At 69.2% G+C, this 21,713-nt stretch carries 19 protein-coding genes and 1 pseudogene; 7 read left to right on the top strand and 13 right to left on the bottom strand.

Features of this window, described 5'->3' with window-relative positions; genetic code table 11:
* Positions 1 to 42: 42 nt before the first annotated feature.
* Genes VBO01S_RS03555 through VBO01S_RS03565 form a run of 3 tightly spaced genes read right to left on the bottom strand, consistent with a single transcriptional unit; the run spans position 43 to position 3,230 of the window.
* A complete protein-coding gene (locus VBO01S_RS03555; RefSeq protein ID WP_062470586.1) occupies positions 43 to 1,047 on the bottom strand; it encodes a Bug family tripartite tricarboxylate transporter substrate binding protein in 1,005 nt (334 codons plus the stop codon).
* Positions 1,048 to 1,086: 39 nt separating this feature from the next.
* Complete coding sequence (locus VBO01S_RS03560; protein WP_062470589.1) at positions 1,087 to 2,286, bottom strand: CaiB/BaiF CoA transferase family protein; 1,200 nt, start codon at positions 2,284 to 2,286, stop codon at positions 1,087 to 1,089.
* Positions 2,283 to 3,230: a hydroxymethylglutaryl-CoA lyase gene (locus VBO01S_RS03565; protein WP_062470592.1), complete on the bottom strand. Its 948-nt coding sequence runs from the start codon at positions 3,228 to 3,230 to the stop codon at positions 2,283 to 2,285. Before VBO01S_RS03565 ends, VBO01S_RS03560 begins: the two co-directional genes overlap by 4 nt.
* Positions 3,231 to 3,330: 100 nt before the next feature.
* On the opposite strand from VBO01S_RS03565, the gene VBO01S_RS03570 reads away from it, so the two are divergent.
* The 3 genes and pseudogenes from VBO01S_RS03570 to VBO01S_RS03580 all read left to right on the top strand — a co-directional run bounded on the left by VBO01S_RS03570 (position 3,331) and on the right by VBO01S_RS03580 (position 5,987).
* Complete coding sequence (locus tag VBO01S_RS03570) at positions 3,331 to 4,248, top strand: LysR family transcriptional regulator (protein ID WP_062470595.1); 918 nt, start codon at positions 3,331 to 3,333, stop codon at positions 4,246 to 4,248.
* A 120-nt stretch (positions 4,249 to 4,368) separates the two neighbouring features.
* Positions 4,369 to 5,262: pseudogene (locus tag VBO01S_RS03575) on the top strand (MBL fold metallo-hydrolase); the annotation flags it as partial.
* A 2-nt stretch (positions 5,263 to 5,264) separates the two neighbouring features.
* Complete coding sequence (locus tag VBO01S_RS03580) at positions 5,265 to 5,987, top strand: DsbA family protein (protein ID WP_062470601.1); 723 nt, start codon at positions 5,265 to 5,267, stop codon at positions 5,985 to 5,987.
* Here the strand turns inward: VBO01S_RS03580 and VBO01S_RS03585 are convergent.
* The 10 genes from VBO01S_RS03585 to VBO01S_RS03630 all read right to left on the bottom strand — a co-directional run bounded on the left by VBO01S_RS03585 (position 5,984) and on the right by VBO01S_RS03630 (position 16,042).
* The gene (locus VBO01S_RS03585; RefSeq protein WP_062470604.1) at positions 5,984 to 6,283 is read right to left on the bottom strand and encodes a putative quinol monooxygenase; all 300 of its coding nucleotides are present in this window, start codon (positions 6,281 to 6,283) and stop codon (positions 5,984 to 5,986) included. The two genes, VBO01S_RS03580 and VBO01S_RS03585, sit on opposite strands and share 4 nt — an antisense overlap.
* 123 nt (positions 6,284 to 6,406) lie before the next feature.
* Entirely contained in the window at positions 6,407 to 8,110 is a 1,704-nt protein-coding gene (locus VBO01S_RS03590; RefSeq protein WP_062470606.1) for a tannase/feruloyl esterase family alpha/beta hydrolase, read from the bottom strand.
* 38 nt (positions 8,111 to 8,148) lie between these two features.
* Positions 8,149 to 8,856: an ABC transporter ATP-binding protein gene (locus tag VBO01S_RS03595; protein WP_062470609.1), complete on the bottom strand. Its 708-nt coding sequence runs from the start codon at positions 8,854 to 8,856 to the stop codon at positions 8,149 to 8,151.
* Positions 8,849 to 9,613, bottom strand: coding sequence for an ABC transporter ATP-binding protein (locus VBO01S_RS03600; RefSeq protein WP_062470612.1), 765 nt, complete (start codon positions 9,611 to 9,613; stop codon positions 8,849 to 8,851). Before VBO01S_RS03600 ends, VBO01S_RS03595 begins: the two co-directional genes overlap by 8 nt.
* On the bottom strand, positions 9,610 to 10,596 hold the full coding sequence (locus VBO01S_RS03605) for a branched-chain amino acid ABC transporter permease (protein WP_062470615.1): 987 nt from the start codon (positions 10,594 to 10,596) through the stop codon (positions 9,610 to 9,612). The genes VBO01S_RS03600 and VBO01S_RS03605 overlap by 4 nt, the downstream gene beginning before the upstream one ends.
* A 1-nt stretch (position 10,597) precedes the next feature.
* The gene (locus tag VBO01S_RS03610) at positions 10,598 to 11,470 is read right to left on the bottom strand and encodes a branched-chain amino acid ABC transporter permease (RefSeq protein WP_056582994.1); all 873 of its coding nucleotides are present in this window, start codon (positions 11,468 to 11,470) and stop codon (positions 10,598 to 10,600) included.
* A 317-nt stretch (positions 11,471 to 11,787) separates the two neighbouring features.
* Complete coding sequence (locus VBO01S_RS03615) at positions 11,788 to 12,972, bottom strand: ABC transporter substrate-binding protein (protein WP_062470617.1); 1,185 nt, start codon at positions 12,970 to 12,972, stop codon at positions 11,788 to 11,790.
* 154 nt (positions 12,973 to 13,126) lie between these two features.
* Positions 13,127 to 14,116, bottom strand: a complete 990-nt coding sequence (locus VBO01S_RS03620; RefSeq protein ID WP_062470620.1) for a PDR/VanB family oxidoreductase — start codon at positions 14,114 to 14,116, stop codon at positions 13,127 to 13,129.
* Positions 14,117 to 14,159: 43 nt separating this feature from the next.
* Positions 14,160 to 14,933, bottom strand: a complete 774-nt coding sequence (locus tag VBO01S_RS03625) for a GntR family transcriptional regulator (RefSeq protein WP_062470623.1) — start codon at positions 14,931 to 14,933, stop codon at positions 14,160 to 14,162.
* Entirely contained in the window at positions 14,933 to 16,042 is a 1,110-nt protein-coding gene (locus tag VBO01S_RS03630; RefSeq protein ID WP_062470627.1) for an aromatic ring-hydroxylating dioxygenase subunit alpha, read from the bottom strand. Before VBO01S_RS03630 ends, VBO01S_RS03625 begins: the two co-directional genes overlap by 1 nt.
* A gap of 145 nt (positions 16,043 to 16,187) precedes the next feature.
* Between VBO01S_RS03630 and VBO01S_RS03635 the strand changes: the two genes are divergently transcribed.
* The 4 genes from VBO01S_RS03635 to VBO01S_RS03650 all read left to right on the top strand — a co-directional run bounded on the left by VBO01S_RS03635 (position 16,188) and on the right by VBO01S_RS03650 (position 21,713).
* On the top strand, positions 16,188 to 17,309 hold the full coding sequence (locus VBO01S_RS03635) for a 5-methyltetrahydropteroyltriglutamate--homocysteine S-methyltransferase (RefSeq protein WP_062470629.1): 1,122 nt from the start codon (positions 16,188 to 16,190) through the stop codon (positions 17,307 to 17,309).
* 27 nt (positions 17,310 to 17,336) lie between these two features.
* Positions 17,337 to 18,005: a glutathione S-transferase family protein gene (locus tag VBO01S_RS03640; RefSeq protein WP_062470632.1), complete on the top strand. Its 669-nt coding sequence runs from the start codon at positions 17,337 to 17,339 to the stop codon at positions 18,003 to 18,005.
* A 25-nt stretch (positions 18,006 to 18,030) separates the two neighbouring features.
* Positions 18,031 to 19,410, top strand: coding sequence for a phospholipase D-like domain-containing protein (locus VBO01S_RS03645; RefSeq protein WP_062470635.1), 1,380 nt, complete (start codon positions 18,031 to 18,033; stop codon positions 19,408 to 19,410).
* A gap of 539 nt (positions 19,411 to 19,949) precedes the next feature.
* Entirely contained in the window at positions 19,950 to 21,713 is a 1,764-nt protein-coding gene (locus VBO01S_RS03650) for an Ig-like domain-containing protein (RefSeq protein ID WP_062470637.1), read from the top strand.

Raw genomic sequence — 21,713 nt, forward strand, 5'->3', positions numbered from 1 at the left:
CATGTCGCCTCCCCCTTCTCGCGAAGGGGAAGGTGCAAGGCTTCACTCCAGCACCACGTTCGCCTTCTTCACCAGCGCCGCGTAGCGCGCGGCCTCGCTGCGGAAATAGCTCGCCGCCTGCTCGGGCGACGTGGGCTTGACGATGTTGCCCTGCTTGTCCATCGCCTCGCGCACCTCGGGCTCGGCAAAGGCGGCCACGATGGCCTCGTGCACGCGCTTCACGTCGGCCGGCTGCATCTTCGGCGGGCCGATCACCGCGAACCAGCCTTCGACCGCGTAGTTCGGCAGCCCCTGCTCCGCGATCGTCGCAATCTCGGGCGCGGCTGGTGAGCGCACCGGGCCGCACAGGCCGATGGCGCGCAGTGCGCCGCTCTTGAGATGTGGCTGCACCGCCGGCAGCGCGACCACGCCCATCTCGACCTGGCCCGCGATCATGTCGGTCACCATCGGCCCGGTGCCCTTGTACGGAATGTGCCGCGCCTTCACGCCGGCCTCGTCCATGAACATCTCGCCCGCGAGGTGGATGATCGTGCCGTTGCCCGACGAGGCGTAGTTGTAGCCCTCGGGTTTCGCGCGCAGCAGCGCCACCAGTTCCTTCACGTTCTTCGCCGGCAGCTTCGGGTTCACGGCCAACACCAGCGGCGTGGCGCCCACCACGCTGATGGGCGTAATGTCGGCGATGGCGTCGAAGGGCATCTTCTTGAACACGCTCGGGTTGATCACGTGGTTGTTCGACACCATGCCGAGCGTGAACCCATCGGGCGGCGCCTTGATCACGGCCGAGGTGCCGGTGATGCCGCCGGCGCCCGGCAGGTTCTCGATCACCACCGGCTGGCCCAGCGCCTTGCCGAGCGCGACCGAGGCGGCGCGCGCGATGGCGTCCACGCCCGAGCCCGCGCTGATCGGCAGGATGAAGCGCACGGGCTTGTCGCCGCCCTGCGCGAACACCGGGCGGGCGGCCGACAGCACGACCGCCGACGCCCCCAGGCCGAGCAGCGTGCGGCGGTTGAATGAAGAAGATGAAGAAGAAAAAGGCATCGGGCTCATGGGTCTTGTCTCTCTTTGTCTTTGTCGGTGCTTGAAGGATCAGGCCACGGCCGCTTCGGCATGCAGCGCCTCGACCTGCTCGTGCGCGTAGCCCAGCTCGGCCAGCAGCGCGCGCGTGTGCTCGCCCAGCGTCGGTGGATGCAGTCGCACGCCCAGCCGCTCGCCGCCGAGCGTGATCGGGAACAGCGTGGTCTGCGCCATCTCGCCGGCCCGCTCGCCGTCGGGCAGGCGGATGTCCGCGAGGCCGCCGGTGGCCTTCAGGTGCGGATCGGCATACAGGTCTTCGGGCCGCGTGATCGGCGCGAACGGCAGGCCGCGCGCCTCGAAGATCGCCGACAGCTCGGCGGCCGAACGGTCGGCCAGGCGCGTGCGCAACGCGGCCAGCAAGGTCGGGCGCAGGCGCACGCGGTCGTTGTTGGTCTGCAGCGTGGCGTCGGCCTTCAGGTCGTCGAAGCCCAGCGCATCGCAGAAGGTCTTCCATTGCGCGTCGCTCACGGCCGCCAGGAAGATCTGCTCGCCGTCCTTCACGGTGAACACGTCGTACAGCGCCCAGGCCGAGATGCGCTCGGGCATCGGCGCCGCCGCCTGCCCCGTGATGGCGTACTGCAACATGTGCTGGCCGACCAGGAACACGTTGTTCTCGAACAGCGCCGACTGCACCTCCTGCCCCAGGCCGGTTTCGGCGCGCTGCATCAGCGCGGCGATGGCGCCGATGGCGCCGAACATGCCGCCCATGATGTCGTTCACGCTGCTGCCCGCACGCAGCGGATCGCCGGGGCGCCCCGTCATGTACGCGAGCCCGCCCATCATCTGCACCACCTCGTCGAGCGCGGTGCGGTGCTCGTAGGGGCCGGGCAGGAAGCCCGTGTGGTTCACGTACACGAGGCGCGGATTGAGCTTGCCCAGCGCGGCATAGCCCAGGCCGTACTTGTCCATCGTGCCGGGGCGGAAGTTCTGCGCCACCACGTCGGCCGTGGCACACAGGCGCAGCGCGGCCTCGAGCCCCTGCGGATGGCGCAGGTCGAGCGCGATGCTCTTCTTGTTGCGGTTGAACATCGGGAAGAAGCCCGCGCCCGCGCCCAGCAAATGCCGCGTGCGGTCGCCGTCGATGGGCTCGACCTTGATGACCTCGGCGCCCAGGTCGGCCAGCACCATGCCGCAGGTCGGCCCCATGACCATGTGCGTGAACTCGACCACGCGGATGCCCGCGAGCGGCAGGCGTTTGGCTTCGGTGCTCATGCGGCGACGCCTTCCGCCGGTGCAAAGGTCTTCGGAAAGCCCGCACGCCACACCGTGCCCTGCAGCGTCTCGCCGTCGAGCCAGCCGGCCACGCGCTTCCTCAGATCGAGCAGCTTCGGCAGATCGACCCCCGTCTGCACGCCCATGCTCTCGAGCATGAAGACGAGGTCTTCGGTGTCGACATTGCCGCTCGCGCCCGGCGCATGCGGACAACCGCCGATGCCGGCCAGGCACGCATCGAAGCGCGTGATGCCGACCTCCAGCGCGGCGTACACATTGGCCAGGCCCAGCCCGCGCGTGTCGTGGAAATGCCCGCACCACAGGCGGTCGCCCGCGATGCGCAGTGCGCGCTCGAACAGGCTGCGCACCATGGCCGGATCGGCGTAGCCCACCGTGTCGGCCAGACTCACGCGGTCGGCGCCCGCGTCGAGCAGCGCCTGCATCAGGCGCAGCACCTCGTCGGGGTCGACGTGGCCCTGCAGCGTGCAGCCGAAGGCCGTGCCCACGCCGCCGTCGATCAGCGTCTTCGAGCCCGCCGCGTCGCGCGCCGCGCGGATGCGGCCGACCTCGGCCACCACCTCGTCGGGCGTCTTGCGCAGGTTGGCCAGGCTGTGCGCGTGGCTGGCCGACAGCGGCACCATCATCAGATCGGCCTCGCCCGCGATGGCGCGCTCGGCGCCCTTCAGGTTGGGCACGAGCACCGAGGCAAAGAGCCCCGGCAGCGTCTTCGCAAAGGCCAGCAGCTCGGCCGTGTCGGCCAGCTGCGGCAGCAGGTGCGCCGGCACGAACGAGCCGACCTCGATCTCGCGCTGGCCGGCCGCGTGCGCGTCGCGAATCCATTCGAGCTTGTGCGCCGTGGGCAGCACGCGGGCGATGCTTTGCAGCCCGTCGCGCAGGCCCACTTCGCGGACGACCGCGCGCGGCGGCAGGAAGGCGTGAATCAAGAGCGTGTCTCCGTCGTGAGGGAATGACGCCGATCGTAGAAGTTCCGATTCAGTCCTGAAGGTATATTTTGGAAGCCGTTTGCTTCCAGATTGGAACTTCATGAGAGACCTCGACCTGACCACCCTGCGCCTGTTCGTCGCCGTCTGCGACAGCCGCAGCATCGCGCGCGCGGGCGAGCAAGCCAACATCGTCGGCTCGGCGATCAGCAAGCGCCTGGCCCAGCTCGAAGACACGGTCGGCACGCCGCTGCTGCTGCGCAAGCGCCGCGGCGTGGTGCCCACGCCGGCCGGCGAAACGCTGCTCGAACACGCGCGCGCCATGCTCGGCAGCGCCACCCGCATCGAGCGCGACATGGCCGCCTACGCGGGCGGCGCGCGCGGGCATGTGCGCATCCTGGCGTCGGCCTCGGTCATGGCCGAGTCGCTGGCCGAGGACGTGGCGGGCTTCCTGCAAGACCCGGCGCACCGCAACATCCGCGTCGACATGGAAGAGCGCGTGAGCCCCGAGATCGTGCGCGGCATCCGCGAGGGCATCGCGTCCATCGGCCTGTGCTGGGACGCGGCCGACCTCGACGGGCTGGAGCGGCGCGACTACCGCTCCGACCACCTGGCCATCGTGGCCCACCCGTCGCACCCCGTGGCCCGCCACAACGCGGTGCGCTTCGAGCAGGTGCTCGACCACGAATTCGTCGGCATGCCCGCGCTCAGCGCCGTGCAGTTGATGCTGGCGCGCGAAGCGGCCGTGGCCGGCAAGCCGCTCGTGTACCGCGTGCTGGTGTCCAACTTCGACGCCGCGCTGCGCGTGGTGCGCGCCGGGCTGGCCATCAGCGTGGTGCCGGCGGAGGTCGCCCGGCCCTTCACCGAGGCCTTCGGGCTGCGGCTGATGCCGCTCACCGACGACTGGGCGCGCCGGCGTTTCGCGATCTGCTTTCGCAGCGAGGCGGCGCTGTCGCCCTCGGCCCAACTGCTGGTCGCGCACCTCGAGCGCTGCGCCACGGACCGCGGCGAAGTCACCTGATTCGTCCGATATCAGAAACTATTCATTGTGCTGGCGGTGGTTTTTGTTTCGTTTCGCGCAACCTAACATCCGGTCTGTTCACGCTGTCACCCTCAACCTCATCGACCGAAAGACACCGCCATGTTCCGCAGAACCCTCGTTGCCGCCGCCGCCCTGTCCGCCGCCTTCGCCCTCTCGCCCTTCGCCGCCCAGGCGGCCCAGCCGCTGAAGATCGACGTCTACAACCCCGGCACGAAGTCTATGTTCCCCGTGTCGTCGGTGCTGGTCGCCGGCGCCACCGATGCCGTGCTGGTCGACGCCCAGTTCCAGCGCAACGACGCGCAGGCGCTGGTGCAGAAGATCAAGGACAGCGGCAAGAAGCTGACCACGGTCTACATCAGCCACAGCGACCCCGACTACTACTTCGGCCTGGACGTGATCCGCGCCGCCTTCCCCGACGCGAAGATCGTCGCCACGCCGCAGACCGTGGCCGCCATCCAGGCCTCCAAGGACGGCAAGCTCGCGCACTGGGGCCCGATCCTCAAGGACAACGCGCCCCAGGCGCTGGTGGTGCCCGAGCCGCTGGCCGGCGACAGCCTCGTGCTCGAAGGCAAGAAGATCCAGGTCGTCGGCCTGGGCGGCCCCTCGCCCGCGCGCACCTTCGCGTGGATTCCCTCGCTGAAGGCGGTGGTCGGCGGCATTCCGGTGTCGGCCAACATCCACGTCTGGGTGGCCGACACGCAGACGGTGCAGTCGCGCCGCGACTGGCTCAAGACCCTCGACCGCATCGCCGCGCTGCACCCCAAGACCGTGGTGCCCGGCCACTACCTGCCCAACGCCGACGGCTCGGCGCCCTACACCGTGGCCTCGGTGAAGTTCACGCGCGACTACCTGAAGGCCTTCGAGACCGAAGCAACGAAAGCCAAGGACTCGGCCGCGCTGATCGCCGCCATGAAGCAGCGCTACCCGAAGCTCGAGGACGCCTCGTCGCTCGAGCTCGGCGCCAAGGTCATCAAGGGAGAAATGAAGTGGCCGCAATGAACGCGAGCAGCAGCAACGGCGACACCGCCACCCTGCACTGCATCTTCGATCCGCTGTGCGGCTGGTGCTACGCCGCCGCGCCGCTGGTCGAGGCCGCGCGCACCGTGCCGGGCCTGCGCATCGAGCTCCACGCCGGCGGCATGATGACCGGCGCCAACCGCCGCCCCATCACGCCGCAGTGGCGCGACTACGTGATCCCGCACGACAAGCGCATCGCCGAACTCACGGGCCAGCCCTTTGGCGAGGCCTACTTCGAAGGCCTGCTGCGCGACACCGGTGCGGTGATGGACTCCGAACCGCCGATCACCGCCATCCTCGCGGCCGAGTCGCTGCGCGCGGGCGGTGGGCTGGACATGGCGCACCGCGTGCAGCAGGCGCACTATGTCGAAGGCCGGCGCATCGCGGAGGCCGGCGTGCTCGCCGAACTGGCGGCCGAACTCGGCTTCGACGCCGACGCCTTCGCCGCGGCCTTCGCGCAGCACACGGGCGACGCCACCGCACGGCACATCGCCGCGAGCCGCGACCTGCTGCAGCGCGCGGGCGGCCAGGGCTTTCCGACCTTCGTGCTGGCGCAGGCCGACGGCAGCGCAGGCCGCATCGACATCGGGCCGTGGCTGGGGCGTGTCGACGACTGGAAGGCGCAGCTCGCCACCTTCGTGGCGCCGGCGCCTTCTGCAACTGCACCCGAAGCCTGCGGCCCCGACGGCTGCGCGATCTAGGCAACCTTCTCCAGGAACACCAGCCGGATCGGCGCGCCCAGCAGTTCGTCGAACCGCTTTTCGAAGGCCTGGAAATACGGCGTGGCAAAGTGCGCGTCCAGCGCGGCCTGGTCCTGGAACGACTCGCGCATGTAGAAGCTGCCTGGCTCGTCGCGCAGTTCGAACAAGGTGTAGTCGAGGCAGCCGGGCTCTTGCCGTGTGGGCGCCACCAGCGCGCTCAAGGCGTCGCGCAGCGCCTCGCGCTGGCCGGTCTTGGCCTTCAGAACGGCGATGCTGATGAGGGGCGTGGTGCTCATGGGTCGGTGCGTTGTGAAGTTCGGATGCCTGCAGTCTGCGGCGACCCTCGCACATGAAAAAGCCCCCTCGCCCCGAAACTCCTTCAACCGCCCTTTGAATATCGCGACCGCTTCAAGCGAGCGCTACCGGCTGCACTGGAAGCTCGCCGCCTGCGACGCATCCCCACTCACGTAACGCGGCCACAGCGGCCACTCGCACAGCGGACGCGCGCGGGTCGTCTTGAACGGCGGCTGCACTTCCTGTTCAAGCAATTGCAGCCCGGCCGGCGCACGTCCGCGCTCGACCCAGTCGGCCAGCGCGCCGAGCATGTCGACGTTGGCCGGTGCGCCGCTGCCCACATGGTCGACACCGGGCGCGGTGTACAGGCGCATGAAGCGGTCCACGTTCTCGCGGCCCATGCGTGCCACCACCGACTCGTAATAGCGGATGCCCGCGAACGGGCTCTGCGCGTAGTCGGCCATGTGCTCCAGCACCAGCAGCTTGCCGCCGCGCGCATGGAAGGCGCTCAGGTCGGGGTTGGTCGAGTCCATGAGCTGCGACACGGTGGCGATGCGCGCGGCGAAGTCTTCGGCGCGGTAGTTGCGCACGTCGAGCGACGGATTGCGCGCGTAGAAATACTGCAGCGCGCCGCTGCCGTAGAACCACGCGATGCCGTTGCTCGGCTGCGGCGGCACGGTCGGTGCGGCGGTGCCGGTCCACCAGGCGTTCCAGCCGCCCATCGACGCGAAGGCCGGCGTGCCTTCGCCGCCAATGCCCCAGCCCGGGTACTCGGTGACGCCATGCGCCAGCGGCACGGGCGAGCGCCACGGCGAGCGCAGCGTGCGCACCGCCTGCACCTGCGCGTCGTTGAGGCAGTTGTCGCCGCTCGTGCCCGATGCGCAGCGCAAGGTGGCCGGGTCGAAACGCTGCAGGCAGGCCACCGGGTTCGACACGATGCGGTCGGCCACGCCGTCCGTCGCGTCGCACGACGCGAGCACCGCGTTGTGCACCAGCTGCACCTGCGCGGGCCGCAGCCAGCCTTCGCCGAAGGTGGCGATGCCGTTGCGCGTGCCCGCATGCTGCAGACCCGTCCAGTTGATCACCGGCACGCGGCTGAAGATGCCGTCGAAGTCCTGCGGATAGCGCTGCGCCATCGTGAGCGCCTCGCGCCCGCCTTCGGAGCTGCCCATGAAGTAGAGCTTCTGCGGCGCGTGGCCGTAGGCGCGCTGCGTCAGCGCCACTGCCACGTCGCGCACCTTCTTGTACGAGGCATGCGCGAAATTCACGAGCGCCTCGTCGTTGAGCGCAAAGGCCTGCGGCGGCTGGCCCTGCACGTTCTGGTGGCCCGAGTCGGTGCCGTAGGTCACGTAGCCCTGCGCCAGCGGCGTGGGCAGGTCGAAGCGCGCGGCAGGCACCAGCGCCAGGCCGGTGATCAGCGTGCCGTTGAAGCCTCCGCCGCCGTACTGCACGCTGCGTCCGTTCCACGCGAGCGGCAGGTTGACCTGGAACAGGATCGGCGGCGCGCTCGCGTCGACCGGTGCGATGCGCCCGAGCACCTTGCAGTACGCGGGCATCGCCGGCGTGATGCGCGACGCGGGGCTGGGGCCGCGCTCGGCCACGGACAGTGCAGACGCCGGCACGAGCGCTGCCGAGTCGATCGTCGCCGCACCACTGGGCAGGCCGATGGCGCTCGCCGCCACCGGCGCGGTGAGCGCCGCGCAAGCGGGGGCCGGATCGGCGCCAAGGCCGAGCCGCGTGGGGCCGGTCGGGGCCGTGCCGCATGCGGCGAGCAAGGCGGCGGTCGCCAGCATGGCGCCCCCGCTGAACACTGTGTGGGGGATCGCCATCTGTCTGTCTCCTGGTTGTTTTTTGTGATCGGCCGCCGCTACCGCGCCACGCCCAGCAGCCGGTCCAGCACCTCCGGCCGCGCACGCAGCGCCGCCGCGGTGTCGGCATGCACGATGGTCCCGTGGTCGAGCACCACGGCCTGGTCGGAAATCGCGAGGATCGCCTGCGGGTGCTGCTCCACGATGATCGCGGCCAGCCCCTCGTCACGCGTGATGCGGCGGATGGCGCGCAGCAGCTCTTCCACGATGATGGGCGCGAGGCCTTCGAGCGGCTCGTCGAGCAGCAGCAGCTTCGGGTTGAGCACCAGCGCGCGGCCCACGGCCAGCATCTGCTGCTCGCCGCCCGACAGCTGCGTGCCCAGGTTGGTCTTGCGCTCCGCCAGGCGCGGGAACATCTCGTACACGCGCTGCGGGTTCCACTGGCCGGGGCGCTCCACGGCCGTCAGGTTCTCGTGCACCGTGAGCGACTTGAAGATGTTGCGCTCCTGCGGCACCCAGCCGATGCCGGCCGCCGCGCGCTGGTGCGGCTGCAGCTTGTGCAGCGCCGCCTGCCCGCCGAGCGCGATGGTGCCGCCGTGCTGGCGCGTGGCGCCGGCCAGCGTGTTGATGAGCGTGGTCTTGCCCGTGCCGTTGCGGCCCAGCAGCGCGAGCGTCTGGCCCTCGCCGAGCGTGAAGGCCACGTCGTGCAGCACCACGGCCTCGCCGTAGCCGGCGCTCAGGTTCTCGATGCGCAGCAGTTCAGACATGGGCATGTTCTCCGTGGCCCAGGTAGACCTCTTTGACCTTCGGGTCGTTGGCGATCGTCTCGGGGTCGCCCTCGGTCAGCAGCGCGCCGTTGACCAGCACGGTCATGCGGTCGGCGAAGCTGAACACCAGGTCCATGTCGTGCTCGATGAGCAGCACCGACACGTCGGCCGGCAGCGCGGCCACCGTCTGCAGCAGCTCTTCGCGCTCGCCGGCGGGCACGCCGGCCACGGGCTCGTCGAGCAGCAGCACGCGCGGCTCGCAGGCCAGCGCAATGGCGATCTCCAGCAGACGGCGCTTGCCGTAGGCCATGAATTTGGTCTGCTGCTGCGCGACGTCGGCAAGGTGGAACTGCTCCAGCAGTTGCCCGGCCCGCTCGGCGATGCGCTTGTCCGCACCCAGCGGGCGCCACCATTGCGCGCCGATGCCCTTGTGCTGCGACACCACGAGCGCCAGCGTTTCCAGCGGCGTCATCGAGTCGAAGAGCTGGTTGATCTGGAAGGTGCGCACCAGCCCGCGCGCCACGCGCTTGTGCGGCGCGAGCGTGGTGATGTCTTCGCCGAGCAGCGAGATGCGGCCTTCGGTGGGCGTGAGCACGCCGGTCAGCAGGTTGATCAGCGTGGTCTTGCCGGCGCCGTTCGGGCCGATGAGCGCATGGCGTGCGCCACGCTTCAGTTCCATCGTGACGTTGTTCGTGGCGGTGATGCCGCCGAAGCGCATCACGAGGCCTTGGGTCGAGAGCACGGTGTCGGTGGTCATGCCGCACCGCCCTTCTTCTTTGCAGCGCCGAACCAGGTCCACGGCTTGAGCAGGCGGTCGCGTCCCACGAGCACCAGCAGCACGAGGATGAGGCCGATCCAGAACATCCAGTACTGCGGCGTCACCGACGACAGCCAGGTCTGCAGCAGCTTGAAGACGATGGCGCCCGCCACGCCGCCATAGAGCCAGCCCACGCCGCCGATGACCAGCATCAGCAGCACGTCGGCCGAGCGGTCGAAGGCCAGCACGTCGAGCGAGGCGAAACCGGTGGTCTGCGCCAGCAGCGCGCCCGCGGCGCCCGCGATGCCGGCGGCCACGGTGTAGACCACGGCGAGCCGCGACACCACCGGGATGCCGATGGCCATGGCGCGCAGCCGGTTGTCGCGGATGGCCTTGAGCGTGGCGCCGAAGGGCGAATGCACGATGCGGCGCATCACGAGGAACAGCACGAGCATCACGGCCAGCGAGTACCAGGCGGCCGTGCGGCCATACAGGTCGAATTCGAAGAGGCCGAGCACCGGCCCCATCACCACGCCCTGCAGGCCGTCGGCGCCGCCTGTGAGCCAGTCGAGCTTGTTGGCCAGTTCGAGCAGCAGCAGCGCGGTGCCGAGCGTGACCATGAGCCGCGTGAGGTCGCTGCCGCGCAGGATGGTCACGCTGGCCACGAGGCCCAGCACGGCCGACAGCACGGTGGCGAACACGAGGCCGACGGTCGGGTCGGGCATGACGAGCTTGGCGAACAGCGCGGCGGCGTACGCGCCGAAACCGAAGAAGGCGGCGTGGCCGAGCGACACGATGCCGGTGTAGCCGAGGATGAGGTCGAGCGACATCGCGAACAGCGCAACGATGGCGATCTCGTTGACCAGCAGCGAGTGCGAGGGCATGGCCAGCGGCAGCGCGAAGGCCACGGCCCAGACCACGAACTCCCAGGGGCGCCAGCGCGCGGTGCGCAGCAGGGCCGATTCATAGGCAGGCGCGCTCATCTCAGCGGCCTCCCTTGCGCGTGAACAGGCCTTGCGGCCGCCACATGAGGATCAGGATCATGAGCAGGTAGACGGTGAACGCGCCCATCTTCGGAATGAAGTACTTGCCGGCCACGTCGGCAATGCCGAGCAGCAGCGCGGCGGCGAGCGGCCCGGTGATCGACGAGGTGCCGCCGACCGAGACGACGATGAGGAAATAGATCATGTACTTGAGCGGGAAGGTCGGGTCGAGCCCGAGGATTTCCGCGCCCAGTGCGCCGCCCAGCCCGGCCAGGCCCGAGCCCACGGCGAAGGTCAGCAGGAACACAATGTTGACGTTGATGCCCAGCCCGGCGGCCACGCGCGGGTCGTCGACGGCGGCGCGCAGGCGGCTGCCGAAGCGCGTCTTCGAGAGGATGAGCTGCAGCACCACGGTGAGCACGGCGCACACGGCGATGATGAAGATGCGGTAGTGGCCCATGCCCAGCAGGAACGCGCCGTCGCCGAATTCGCTGCGCCCGCGCAGCCACTCGGGCAGCTGCAGGTTCTGCTGCGACGAGCCGACGAAGTAGTCGACGGCCGCGACGGCCATGAATGCCAGGCCGATGGAGAACAGCACCTGGTCCAGGTGCGGCTTGCCGTACATCGGCCGGTAGAGCGTGCGCTCCAGCAGCGCGCCTGCCAGCGCGACGACGATGAACGCGAGCGGCAGGCAGGCCAGGAACGGCACGCCGAACTTCTGCATCGCGAACACGGTGAGATAGCCGCCCGCCATGGCAAAGGCGCCGTGCGCGAGGTTGATGAAGTTCATCAGCCCGAGCGTCACGGCCAGCCCCACGGCGAGGACAAAGAGCAGCATGCCGTAGGCGATGCCGTCGAAAAGAATGGTCAGCATGTTGTCTGGTACGTGCGTTCGGATGCGGTTCGTTCAGGGTGCGTGCTCAGGACACCGGGTACTTCCCTCCGCGAATGTCCCCCGGGCTTCGCCCTCCTCCTTGATTTCGCTGCGGGAAGCACCCAGTGCCCTGAGCACAAGGCACGCTGTCGGTTCACAGCCGATCAACCAGTGCTCTGAACACGCTCACGTCGATGGGGTGCCTTGCGCAGCGAAATCAAGGAGGAGCCCGAAGGGCGGGGGACATTCGCGGAGCAAGGCACCCCGTCGGCGGGAGCGCCGCCCTGAACAGCAGCGCTCCCACCGGCGAAGCGAAATTACTTGGCTTTACCCGGGTCCTTCACGCCCTTGAGCACGTCGAACTCGACGTTGTAGAGCTGCCCGTCCTTCTTTTCAACCTTGCGCAGGTACACGTCCTGCACGATGTCGCGCGTCTGCGCATCGATCAGCACCTGGCCGCGCGGGCTTTCGAAGACCTGGCCCTTCATGGCTGCCAGCAGCGCTTCACCGCCGCCCTGGCCCTTGGTGGTCTTGAGGGCTTCGTAGATCACGCGCATGCCGTCATAGCCGCCCACGGCCATGAAGTTGGGGCGCATCTTGGGGTTGGCTTTCTGGAAGGCCTCGACGAACTTCTTGTTCAGCGCCGAGGGGTGCGCGGCCGAGTAGTGGTGCGAGGTGACCACGCCCAGCGCGCCGTCGCCCATGTCGTTCAGCTGGTCGTCATCCGTCACGTCGCCGGTGGCGATCATCTTGATGCCGGCCTTGTCCATGCCGCGCTCCAGGAACTGCTTCATCACCGCCGCGCCCGCGCCCGAGGGCACGAAGACGAACAGCGCGTCGGGCTTGGCGTCGCGCACCTTCTGCAGGAACGGCGCGAAGTCGGGGTTGCGCAGCGGCACGCGCAGCTTCTCGAGCACCTTGCCGCCGTTGAGCTGGAAGCGGTCGCTGAAGAACTTCTCGGCGTCGTTGCCGGGGCCGTAGTCGGTGACCAGCGTGACCACCGACTTCACGCCGTTCTTGGGCGCCCAGTCGCCCATCACCACCGACACCTGCGGCAGCGTGAAGCTGCTGCGCACGATGTAGGGCGAGGCCTCGGTGATGCTCGAGGTGGCCGCGGCCATCACGACCTGCGGCGTCTTCGACTGCGTGGCCAGCGGCGCGGCGGCCAGCGCGGCCGGGGTGATGCCGAAGCCGGCGATCACGTTGACCTTGTCGTTGACGATGAGCTCCTGCGCCAGGCGCTTGGTCACGTCGGGCAGGCCGGTGTCGTCCTTCACGATCAGCTCGACCTTCTTGCCGGCCACGGTGTCGCCGTTCTGTGCCATGTACAGGCGCGCGGCGGCCTCGATCTGGCGGCCGGTGGAGGCCGACTGCCCCGTCATCGGCAGGATCAGGCCGATCTTGAACTTGTTGTCCTGGGCGCTGGCCACAGGCAGCGACAGCGCGGTGGCGAGCGCAATCGCCGAAAGGCCGGCGGTCTGGATGAGATGGCGTCTTTGCATGGAATTTTCCTTTGAGGGACGGAACGCGAAACCGGGCGTATTTTGAACAATTCGCAACAATTGACGGAGCAGGCAACCACCTACCCACCCGCCGCACGGGTCTTTGTTGCGCGATCAGTCGAATGGTTGCGCGATGATCGCGCAACCGATGTTTTCAACGGTCGGGGCGGTACGCGGAATCGAGCGTGAGCGTACCCACGGCGCGTGACACGCAGGCGCAGATGCGCGTGGTCGCCTGCTTCTCGTGCGGGCTCAGGAACACGTCGCGGTGATCGACTTCGCCGTCCACGGCCAGCACGTCCATGGCGCACAGGCCGCACTCGCCGCGCTTGCAGTCCGACAGGGTCTGCACGCCGGCCGCATCGAGCGCGTCGAGCAGGGTGCAGTCGGCCGGCACGGTGATCGACAGGTCGTGGCGCGGAATGCGCACGGTGAAAGCCTGCGTCGCAAGCCGCCCGCTGCTGCCGAAGGTTTCGAAGCGCAGGTCGGCGAGCGGCCGGCCCGCCGCGGCCCAGGCACGCTTGACGGCTTCGAGCATCGGCACCGGGCCGCAGGTGTAGAGCTGGCCGCCGGGCGGCAACGCGGCGATGGCCGCGTCGAAGTCGATGGGCGCGGCGCCTTCGTGCGCCTGCACGCCGGCCTCGCCCAGCGCGTCGCGCAGGGTGTCGAGGTAGCCGAACTCGCCCGCATGGCGCGCGCCGTACAGCATGGCCACCGGCACGCCGCGGCGTCGGGCCAGCGCGCCCAGGCGCTGCGCCATCAGCACCAGCGGCGTGATGCCGATGCCGCCGGCCACCAGCAGGTAGCCGGGCGCCGCGAGGTCGAGCGGAAAGTGGTTCTGCGGCGCGCTCACCTGCAGCCGGTCGCCCTCGGCCAGCCGCCACATCGCGCGCGAGCCGCCACGGCCGTCGTCCAGCCGCTTGACGGCGATGCGCCAGCAGCTGCCGTCGCCCTCGCCCACCAGCGAGTAGGAGCGCGTCTGCACGCGGCCCTGCTCGGTCATCACCTGCACCTGCAGGTGGGCGCCGGGCTCATGCGCGGCAACGAAGTCGGTGTCGGGGCGCAGCGTGAACTCGCGCACGGTGGGCGTGACGTCGCGCAGCGCCACCACCTGCGCCTGCATCCATTGAAGATCGCTTTTCATCGGGGAACACCAGCGGGGAAAGAAAGAAAAAGGAAGTCGTCGATCAGCCGCGACGGCGGATCAGTTGCACGCCCGGCAGCGGACGCTGTTCGGCGCTCGGCGTGCCGTGCAGCGCCTCGCGCAGGTTGCGCCGCGCAATGCGGCTGTGCTCGCGCATCAGCGCCTCGGCGCGCGAGCCCTCGCCGGACTCGATGGCGTCGAGCACCTGCAGGTGCTGGTCCTGCGCAATCACGAGCATGTCGCGCGCGGCCGGCGAATTGGCCTGCACGATGACGAAGCCGGAGGGCGAGGCGAACGGCAGGTTGACCACGCGCTCGAGCTGCTGCGCGATGACGGGGCTGCCCGCCATCTCGCACAGCAGCGCATGGAATTTCTCGTTGTGCGTGACGTAGCGCGAGAAGGCCGCGTCGTCGAGCGCGGGCTCGCGCAGCAGCTCGTCGATGCGCGTGAGGCAGGCGCGCGCTTCGCGCAGCACCACGGGCGCCGCGCCGCGCTCGGCCGCCAGCCGCGCCACGAGGCCTTCGAGCGTGCCGCGCAGCTCGATGGCATCGGCCACGTCGCGTTCGGAAAAGGTGCGCACCGCATAGCCGCCGTTGGGCAGCGCTTCGAGCAGGCCTTCCTGTTCGAGCCGCATCAACGCGCTGCGCACCGGCGTGCGCGACACGCCGAGCTGTTCGGAAATGGCGACCTCGGCAATGCGCGCGCCGCCGGGCAGTTCGCCCGCGAGGATCATCTCGCGCAGCCGCAGCTGCGCCTTCACGGCCTGCGAACTGCCGCTGTCGCCGGGCTCGGCGGGAGAGACGGTGGCGACCTTCATCACGCGGCCTGGCTCTCTGGGGCGGGACGGATCGGGATCGCGGCGCGCGCGGGCCGCTCCTTCTCGATCATGCGGTCGATGAGGCGGCGCGCCCACATCGAGCCGGCGTCGATGTTGAGGTTGTAGAACTGGTGGTCGGGGTGCTCGTCGATGGCTTTCTGCTGTGCCTCGAGCACGATCTCGTCCTCGCGGAAGATGCCCGAGACGCCCTCGCGCAGCTCGTGCGTGAGGCGCTGTTCGCCCAGGCAGTAGTTGCGCGCAAAGGCCCAGAAGTACAGGCAGGTCTTGTCGGTCTCGGGCGTGATGGTGTTGAGCACGTAGCCGTTGACGCCCTTGCTGCGGTCGCCGGCGTTGTCGTTCGACGGCACCGCGCCGCTGCCCGCCTCGGCCACGCCGACGTCGATGTTCACGGTGCACGGACCTTCGAAACGGATGATCTGCCAGCGGTCGACCTTGCCCGTGTAGCCGCGCGCATGGCGGATCTGGTTGCCCCAGAACGGCGGCGCGTCGATGTTCTCCATCCAGCGCGTGACGGTGGCCGAGCGGTCGCCGTGCGTGGCCACGAAGGGCGCCTCGGCCACTTCGCGGTTGCCGATGGACGAGCCGTGCACGAAGGTCTCGTGCGTGAGGTCCATGAGGTTGTCGACCACGAGGCGGTAGTCGCAGTGGACGCGGATCATCTTGCCGTCGCCGGCCCAGGCCGGGTCGTCGTTCCAGTGCATGTCGGGCACCAGCGCGGGGTCGGCCTTGGCCGGGTCGCCGGGCCAGATCCACACGAAGCGGTGCTTCTCGACCACCGGAAAGCTGCGCACGCAGGCCGAGGGGTTGAGCGTTTCCTGGCTCGGCATGTGGGTGCAGCGGCCCTGGCTGTTGTAGACCAGGCCGTGGTAGCCGCAAACCAGCTCGTCGCCCTCGAGGCGGCCCAGCGACAGCGGCATCAGCCGGTGCCAGCAGGCGTCTTCGAGCGCGGCCACCTGGCCGTCGGTGCGGCGAAACAGCACCACTTTCTGGTTGCAGATGGTGCGTGGCAGCAGCGCGTGACGCACTTCGACGTCGTAGGCGGCGGCATACCAGGCGTTGAGCGGAAAGGCGGTCGTGGGCGTCTTCATGAATACGCAATGTATACAGAACAGAGAGAAATTCCAGCACCAAACCCCTCATTCAAGGGTAAACACTGACGCATACGTATACAGACAGGCTTTTCCCGAAGGCGCTAGGATTCCGCTCGTTCACAGTCACGACGGAGTTCATTCCATGTCCCAGCATGCCGCCCTGCCCGCCCGCTACGACCACGTGGGCAGCTTCCTGCGCCCGCAGTACCTGCTCGAAGCCCGCGAGCAGAAAGCCAAGGGCCAGATCACGCCCGAGCAACTGCGCGAGGTCGAAGACAAGGCCATCACCGAGATCGTCCGCTTCCAGGAAGACATCGGCCTGAAAAGCATCACCGACGGCGAGTTCCGCCGCACCTACTTCCACATCGACTTCCTCGACCAGCTCGGCGGCGTAAAGACCGACATTCCGGTCACCATCCGCCGCCCCGACGGCACCGAGGAACTGGCGCCGCCCGCGATGCGCGTGATCGACAAGGTGCGCCACGTGAAGGACATCCAGCTCGCCGACTTCCAGTACCTCAAGAGCCAGGTTTCGGCCGGCCGCACGCCGAAGGTGACCATCCCCTCGCCGACGATGCTGCACTTCCGCGGCGGCCGTGCGGGCATCAGCAAGGACGCCTACCCCGAGCTCGACCCGGTGTTCTACGACGACGTGGCCAAGGCCTACGGCGACGAGCTGCGCTCGCTCGCCGCAGCCGGCTGCACCTACGTGCAGATGGACGACACCAACCTCGCCTACCTGTGCGACGAGCACATGCGCGAAGCCGCCCGCAAGCGCGGTGACGACCCGAACGAACTGCCGCACCGCTACGCCGCCTTCATCAACAAGGTGGTGGCGCAGAAGCCGCCGGGCATGCTGCTGGCCATGCACCTGTGCCGCGGCAACTTCAAGAGCACGCACGCCGCGGCCGGCAACTACGAGCCGGTGGCCGAGGCGCTGCTGAAGGAGATGGACCTCGACGCCTACTTCATGGAATACGACGACGCCCGCTCGGGCGACTTCAAGCCGCTGCGCTACCTGCCCAAGGGCAAGACGGTGGTGCTCGGCCTCGTGACCACGAAGTTCGGCGAGATGGAAGACAAGGACGAGCTCAAGCGCCGCATCGAGGACGCCAGCAAGTACGCCTCGCTCGACCAGCTCGCGCTGTCGCCGCAGTGCGGCTTCTCCAGCACGGTGCACGGCAACAACATCGCCGTCGAAGCGCAGCGCAACAAGCTGCGGCTCGTGGTCGAGACGGCGCAGGAGGTCTGGGGCTCGACCTGACGCGCGCTTTCTGTTGAAGTCGGGGGCATGACGACGACGCAGATTTACTCCGGCCCCCTCAGCATGTTCGGCGCGAAGGTACAGATCGCCGCGTACGAAAAAAGCATCACCTTCGAGCTCATCTTGGTGCCGTTTACCACCGACGACGCCTACGAGCCCAAGCACCCCGAGGTGCTGCGCGTGAACCCGGTGAAGCAGCAGGTGCCGGTGCTGGTCGACGAGGAGGTGGCGCTGTTCGACTCGACGCAGATCTTCGAGTACCTCGAAGACCGCTACCCGCAGCCCGCGCTGTGGCCCGAGGGCATTGCCGATCGGGCCCGCGCGCGGCAGCTGGAGCAGAAGTCGGACGAGGTGTTTTTTCCGAACGTCATCAAGCTCTTCGGCTTGCAGGACGCCATGCAGAGCGCGCCGGCCGTGGCCGCATGTGCCGGCTGCGCGCGCTTCTACGAAGAGATGGAGGGCCTGCTCGCCACGCGCGAATACCTGGCCGGCCCTTACTCCTTCGCCGACATCGCCTTCTACATGGCGCATGTGTTCGCCGACCGCAAAGGCGCCGGCATGACCGGCGCCACGCCGCGCCTCGTGGCCTGGCGCGAGCGCGTGGGCGCGCGGCCCGCCGTGCGCGCGGTGGTCGATCCGATGATGCGGTTCCTGGCTTCGCAAGGGCGCGGCGTGCCGGCCTTCCTGCAGCGCTGAGCGGGCACCGAGGCATCACCCGCCCATGCCGGACACCCTCTTCGACTGGCTGCCCTCCCCTTCGCAGCATTTTCTTGTCGTCACTTTCGCGTTGCTGGTCTATGTGCTGACCACGCGCACGCGCCGCGAGCAGCGCGCCCCCACCACCGCCATCGCGTGGGTCATGGGGCTGGTGCTCATGCCCTACGTGATCCTGCCGATGTACCTGCTGTTCGGCCAGCGCAAGCTGCGCCCGACCGGTGCGCCCCGGCCGCCGCGTTCGCTGCCGCCGGGCCACTGGGCGGCCGACCTGATCGAGAGCTTCGGGCTGGCGCCGCCCGGGCGCTGCGCGATCCGCATGCACGCCGACGGCGAGGCCGCGCGCGAGGCGCTGTTCGAGGTGATCGACGGCGCGCGCCAGCGCCTGGACGTGTGCACCTTCATCATCGGCGACGACGCGCTCGGCCACGCCGTGCTGGCGCGGCTCGCGCAGCGCGCGCGCGAGGGCGTCAAGGTGCGCGTGCTGCTCGACGGCTTCGGTGCGCTGTCGCTGCCGCGCCATCACTTCGACCGGCTGCGCGCGGCCGGCGGCGAGGTGGCGGTGTTCCGCCCCTTCTTCAGCCTGCGCCGCATCGGGCCGCGCAACCTGCGCAACCACCGCAAGCTCACCATCGCCGACGACCGCTGGCTGTGGTCGGGCGGGCGCAACCTCGCGGGCGAGTACTTCTCCGGCAACGACAAACACCCCGAAGCCTGGCACGACCTGTCGTTCGACCTGCAGGGCAGCGTGGCCGCCGCCGCCGCGCGCCAGTTCGACCACGACTGGAGCTCGGTGCGCGGACGCAAGGCGCGCGCCATCACCGCCGCCGACGTGCCCGCGGGCCCCGGCTGCGCGATGGCCCAGTTCCTGCCGAGCGGCCCCGACCAGACCGAGGACACGGCGCATGCGCTGCTCATCGACGCCTGCTTTCGCGCCGAGCACCGCATCCTCGCGATCACGCCCTACTTCGTGCCCGGCGACGGCCTGCGCGACGCGCTGCGCCTCGCCGCGCGGCGCGGCGTGCAGGTGACCATCGCGATGCCCGCGCAGTCGAACCACCGGCTGGCCGACTTCGTGCGCGCACGCGCCATGCGCGACCTGGCGCGCGCGGGCGTGAGCTTTCGCATGCTGCCCTTCATGGCCCACGCCAAGGCCGTGGTGGTCGACGACGAACTGGCAATGTGCGGCTCGATCAACCTCGACCTGCGCAGCCTGCTGCTGAACCACGAGGCGGCGGTGGTGTTCTACGGCCACGACGACATCGAATGGCTGGCCGAATGGATCGAGACCACCGCCTCGGCCGGCGAGCCCTACCGCGCGCGGCGCCCGGGGCTGCTGCGCGACGTGGCCGAAGGGCTGCTGCTGACCGTCGCCTTCCAGCTGTAGGCGGGCGGCGCATCGCCCAGGATGCACGAATGCAACACAATTGCAACCAATTGAACAATCGCACTAGAATCGCCACCGGTTCCGGTGGATGACCGTTCTTCCGGAGCCCCCTGCATCGCGGGGCAGCCCGCTCCGGCCCGGCCTCATGGGGCCCACCGAAGCGCCATTCGTACCGCCGTTGTCGTGAGAAAGTGCCCAAATAACAGGCACCACTACAGCGAGGCAAGCTCCCTTCCTACGAGCCCAAAAATTAAGATAAAGGTTCACTGATTGTTGCCACATCGTGTGGAGGAATGAGCGGTCCGCCCGCCCTCTGCACTGAATGAGCAACCAGTAGTCCCCCCGCACTTCAGAAGCATCGGCGTCCGTCAGGGCGTATCGCCTTCGGCGACCTCGATGCGATGCAGGAGCGTGACCGGCAAAGGCGGTCGCGGCGGGGTTTGAGCGCTGGGCGCCGGGCGACACCTTCGCGCGGCCCCAAGCGATCCCCTTTGTTGTCGATCACTGCCGGATTCCCCTGAGCACGGGGAGAAAAATCGATGCCTTTCATTGATTCGCTGCTGGCGCTCGCGCGCCGGCTGGGCGTAGCCTTGCCTGTCGTTTTGGCCCTGCTGCTGCCGTTGTCCGCCGCCCCGACCTGGGCGGCCCTGAACGAAGTCGGCCGCGCCACGCCGAGCGTGCACCGCCTGCGCTTCTTCATCGACCCGCAACTGGCGGCCGACATCGGCGCGCCCGAGGCCGGCCGCCGGCTCGCGCAGTACGTGGCCGATCTCAACACCGTGTTCCAGCGCGAGACCGTGCGCAGCTTCACCTTCGATCCCGCGAAAGACCTGCAGATCGTCGCGCCCGGCGCAGCGCCGCCCTGCGGCTTCAACGGCGTGGCCGGCGGCGAGATCGTGCTGTGCGTCGGCCCCTCGAAGCGCGGCTACAGCCACGGCGGCCTGACCACCAGCACCACCTTTCCGCCCACCGGCGTGACCTGGAACCTGAACTGGACCGCCATCCACGACCCGCTGCGCCTGTCGCGCGCCATCACGCCGGCCGCGCCCGAATCCACCGAGAAGGACTACCTCGGGCGCCAGCTCAAGACCCTGCTGCACGAGCTGGAGCACGTGTTCGGCGCCGGCTCGGGCGAGTATTACAACGCCATCGCCGTTGCCGACACCACCGAGACCGCGCCCGCCAGCGACCTGGCCCTGGTGAAGCACACCGACCGCTACTGGTGGACGCGCCAGCACTGGCGCCTCGACCCGCTGCTGGGCACCGTGTTCGAGCAGCGCTACGACCCGGCCACCAACCGCGTCGCCACGCTCGGCCTGATCCGTTTCACCGAAGGCACCAAGGCGCAGATCAACACCGACTGGCGCGACTGGCCCAAGCTCGGCAGCTCGAAGTTCATGGCCGCGACCACCGCCACGCAGGTGCGCGTGAGCGAACGCGAGAGCGGCGCCGCGCTGGCCGGCGCGCCCGTCTCGGTGTGGCGCGACCCGGGCGCCGGCAAGCCGCTGGAGCCGATCGCGCAGGGCAGCACCAACGCCGAAGGCCGCTTCGTCTTCGACTGGCGCTGCGGCTTCAGCTGCTTCGCAGTCGGCAAGACCACGCTGCTCGTGAAGGCCCAGGCCGCGGGCCGTGCACCGGGCGCGACCTGGTTCACCATCTTCGACGCCTTCGAGCAGAAGGCGGTGCAGGGGCAGGCGGCCTTCACCATCGACCTGCCGCTGGGCGCGCCCGACAGCCAGAAGCCGGCCGTGTCCCTGGCCGCCCCCGCGATGGCGACCGTGGGCCAGCCCGTGGCGCTGGCGCCCGTGGCGGTCGACAACGTCGGCGTCTTCGGCGTGAAGGTGATCGGCACCGACAGCCTGCCGATCTGCACCTTCACCGCCCCGCCCTACACCTGCCAGTGGACGCCGACCGCGCCGGGCGTGCAGATCGTCCGCGTGATCGCCATTGACGCGGCGGGCAATGCCGAGGTCGCGTCGGCGCAGGTGATCGTGCGCGCGCCCGCCGACACCACCGCGCCGACCGTGACGCTGAACGTGCCGTCCATGGCGGCCTCGGCCGCCGGCCTGCCGGTGCGGCTGTCGGCCAGCGCGACCGACGATGTCGGCGTGGCCGAACTGGCCTTCATCGTCGACGGCAAGACCGTCTGCGCGCCGCGCGCCGCGCCCTACGCCTGCAGCTGGACGCCCGCGCGTGCGGGCCTGGCGAACATCGAACTGCGCGCCACCGATGCGGCGGGCAACGTCGCCACCACCTCGGCCACCGCGCGCGTCGGTGCGGAACTGCGACCCGAAGACCTGTAG

The organism is Variovorax boronicumulans NBRC 103145 (assembly GCF_001591345.1).
GTDB classification, from domain to species: domain Bacteria; phylum Pseudomonadota; class Gammaproteobacteria; order Burkholderiales; family Burkholderiaceae_C; genus Variovorax; species Variovorax boronicumulans.